The organism is Skermanella sp. (assembly GCF_059503625.1).
The window spans coordinates 1-3,498 of sequence record NZ_JCACHA010000622.1 but is presented as its reverse complement, the minus strand read 5'-3'; the positions used below and the strand labels follow the sequence as shown (position 1 = coordinate 3,498).

The following is a 3,498-nucleotide window of genomic DNA, read 5'->3' as shown; positions in this document are numbered from 1 at the left end:
TTCGGTCACGTCCTGGATGATGCCGAACAAGCGCATGGTCTGGTCGGTCTCGTCCCGGCTGCGGGTGAACTCCTCGCGGACGTGCCGTTCGGTCCCGTCCGGGCGGACGATGCGGTACTCACGGGTGCTGTCGGGGCCGTCGGTCGGATCGCCGTCGTTCAGGCGTGCCCTGTCTTCGGGATGGATCGACGCACGCCAGCTGTCCAGCGTCGGCAGGGAGCCGGGGTCCCAGCCCCAAATGTCGTACAGCGTGTCGGACCAGACCACGCGTCCGCTGGTCAGCTCGATCGTCCACCAGCCGATGCCGGCGATCCGCTGTGCCTGCCGCAGCCGCCGCTCGTTCTCGCGCAGCCGTTCTTCCTGCCTCTCCCGCTCGGTCACGTCGTTGGCGGCGACCACGAGGAACAGCCGGCCCGAGGCGTCGGGAAAAGCGCCGGCCGTGATCAGGACGCGTCTGGACCGTCCGTCGGAATGGCGAAGCTTCAGGATCATGGGAGCCTGGGTTTCGCCAGCGCCGGCGGAACGCAGCAGCTCATGTGCCCGGTTGCGGTCGTCGGGCGGGAAGATCTCGGTGAAGGGGCGATAGACCAGTTCGTTTTCGCCGACGCCGCACAGCGCGCCATAGGCGGCATTGGCCCTGACCACGCGTCCGGAGCCGTCCACCATGCAGAAGCCTGTACCCGCCGCGTCATATGTCTCCGACAGCAGGCCGTGGGCAAGCACGTGCTTGCGGTATTGCCGAAGCATCACCAGCACCAGGCCGGTAAAGCTCAGCAGGACCACGGCGGTCATGAAGATGTGGTTGTTGAGCCCCTCCCGCCATTCGGCCAGTACGTCCTTCTCCGAAAGGCCGACCGCGACATAGAGAGGCAGCGTGCTGATCTGGCGCGATGCGATGATGCGGGCGGACCGATCGAAACAGCATTCGGAAGCCAGGTGGGCTCCGGTATGGGTGCCTGAAGCATTCTGGCCGCGGATCTCCTCCAGCAGTTTCTGGTTCGCGAGCTTATGGCCGATCAGATCGCCCCTGAACGGGTTCGACGACAGGATCGTGCCGTTTGCGTGCATCAGGAACAGAATGCCCTCCTGGCCCGCACCAAGGGATTCGAAGAAGCGGTTGGAGATTTCCGGCCGTATGGCAGCGGCGACGACTCCGCTGAAGGCGCCGCTGTCAGGGCGCCCGATGCGGCGGCTGATGGGGAGGTAGAGTTCGGTTCCGCCTTCCTCCATCCTCGGTTCGCCGATGAAGAGGGGACCGGCGGTGCGCAGTTTGGGGATGGCGGCCTGTACATCGAAGAAGTCCGTGCCCTTGACGCTCTGAGGTTCCGCCGGAAAGCGGTGGGAGTGCAGGCGGACGACCCCGTCGGCGGCGATGATCAGCATGTAGCGGACTTGGGAAACTTCTCCGGCGATGCCGCTTCCCTCCAGATGGGCAAGGTTGTGCCAATCCGCCCAGATGCCTCCGGACTGTTCGACGTCCCGAAGCGAGAAGTATTTGATCGCGTTGCGGAGCGCTATGTCGTTGATCTCGACCATGCGGAGCATGTGCTCCGCGGCGAGGTTCGCCAGGGCGCGCGATTTCTCCTGCGCCTGCACGATGGTATCGTCATGCGTCTTCAACTCGTTGAAGCCAAGAAGCCCCGCGACCAGAAGCACCAATCCGGCATATAGACTCAGGAAAATCGTCGGCGTTACGCGCTGCTGGTTCACGAGCAATCCAGGGCTGGGGCTCACCGGAGGTACGGCTGCCAGAATCCGGAAGCTCCGTTTTTAGCACAAAAGGATAGGCCCTGGTCAATTGATTGGGTTGCGACCTATTGCAGCAACTACTTGCGATAGAGGATGAAAGGGTCTCGGGGCGGTAGAGGGGGCGCCTCCACCACCCATCCATTGCGCTCGTAGAATGCCCTAGCATTCCTGTTGGCCGCGAGGCAGCGCAGGCGCACGGGCTGCGAGAGATGGGCGCAGGCGCGGTCGAGAAGGGCGGTGCCGATACCGTGGTGCTGCCAGTCCGGATCGACGAACAGGTTCTGGATGAGGCCGGCCGGCGGGTATATGGAGGCGAAGCCGACGACCAGATTGCCCAATTCGGCGACCCAGACTTCTTCGTCCTCGACCGAGCGGCGATAGTCGTCGAGGTCGAAGGGAGCGGCAGGCTGCCAGTGGAAGGCTGCCCGGCGGGTGGAAAGGAAGATCTCGGCACAGCGCGGCTCGTCGCCGGTCGTGGCGGCCCGGATCATGATAGCGGTCTTCCAGCGCTCGATCATGTGCTCGCTCCCCCGCGCGACATCCCCATCCGCCGATAAACGGAACGGGAAGTTGCCTTATTCAGGAAAGGCGAACCGGAGAGTGCGCCGCCCCTGGCAGAAGGGTTAGCGCACGCCGCCGTTCGGTACAAGTAGTCGATGGAAGGGAAAAAGTGGCATGGGACGTCCGATAACCAAGTAATCAGACAGGTCTGATCATAGCTATCGGCCGTCCCATCCCATTTCCAACTGATCCGCTGCGGGACCGATCAGTCCGCTGCCTGGGGTGCACGCACCGGGATATCGAGCCGGTGGACCATTTCTTTCGGCACGACCTGCCAGAAGTGGTCCCGGACCAGATGCCAGTCGTTGAGCAGGCGCTCGGCGAACTTGCTCTGCGTCTCCTCGACATGTTCGGCGATCAGGCTCTTCAGCAGCGTCTCGTAGTGCGGCACTTCGATGCGCTGGAAGATCACGTTCTCCTCGTTGACTTTGTGGGAAAAGCTGCCGTCCTCGTCATAGATGAAGGCCATGCCGCCGGTCATGCCGGCGCCGAAGTTTTCGCCGACCTTGCCCAGGATCACCGCGGTTCCGCCGGTCATGTATTCGCAACCGTTGGAGCCGCAGCCCTCGACCACGACCAGCGCGCCGGAGTTGCGGACGGCGAACCGCTCGCCCGCCTGACCGGCGGCGAACAGCTTGCCAGCGGTGGCGCCGTACAGCACGGTGTTGCCGATGATCGTGTTCTCGTTCGACTTCAGCGTGCTGTTGGTGCTCGGCCGGACCGTGATGGTGCCGCCCGACAGGCCCTTGCCGACATAGTCGTTGCTGTCGCCCAGAACTTCCAGCTTGATGCCCTGGACCGCGAAGGCGCCCAGCGACTGGCCGCAGGAACCGCGCAGCTGCACGGTGACGTGGCCGGGCTTCAACCCGGTCATGCCGAACTTGCGGGTCACCATGGCCGACAGCCGCGTGCCGATGGCCCGGTGCGTGTTGCGCACGTTATAGGCCAGCTGCATCTTCTCGCCCTCGTCGAACAGCGGACGGGCATCGGCGATCATGCGGGCGTCCAGGGTGTCCGGGACCTCGTTGCGGCCCTGCATCGTGCAGTAGCGGGCGCTGTCGCCGGGATCGGCCTGGGCCAGCAGGGGGTTGAGGTCCAGGTCGTCCAGGTGAGCCGCACCCCGGCTGACCTGATGGAGCAGGTCGGTGCGGCCGATCACCTCGTTCAGCGTCTTGAAGCCGAGTTGGG

The 3,498-nt window shown here is 64.3% G+C and carries 3 protein-coding genes; all 3 read right to left on the bottom strand.

What is annotated here, in order from left to right; translation table 11 throughout:
* On the bottom strand, positions 1–1,710 hold a 1,710-nt coding region (locus tag AC5JJ6_RS17840), incomplete at its 3' end, for a PAS domain S-box protein (protein WP_496043345.1).
* A 116-nt stretch (positions 1,711–1,826) separates the two neighbouring features.
* Positions 1,827–2,267, bottom strand: coding sequence for a GNAT family N-acetyltransferase (locus AC5JJ6_RS17835; protein ID WP_496043344.1), 441 nt, complete (start codon positions 2,265–2,267; stop codon positions 1,827–1,829).
* 248 nt (positions 2,268–2,515) lie between these two features.
* Positions 2,516–3,498: GltB/FmdC/FwdC-like GXGXG domain-containing protein (locus tag AC5JJ6_RS17830; RefSeq protein ID WP_496043343.1), on the bottom strand; the 983-nt coding region annotated here is incomplete at its 5' end.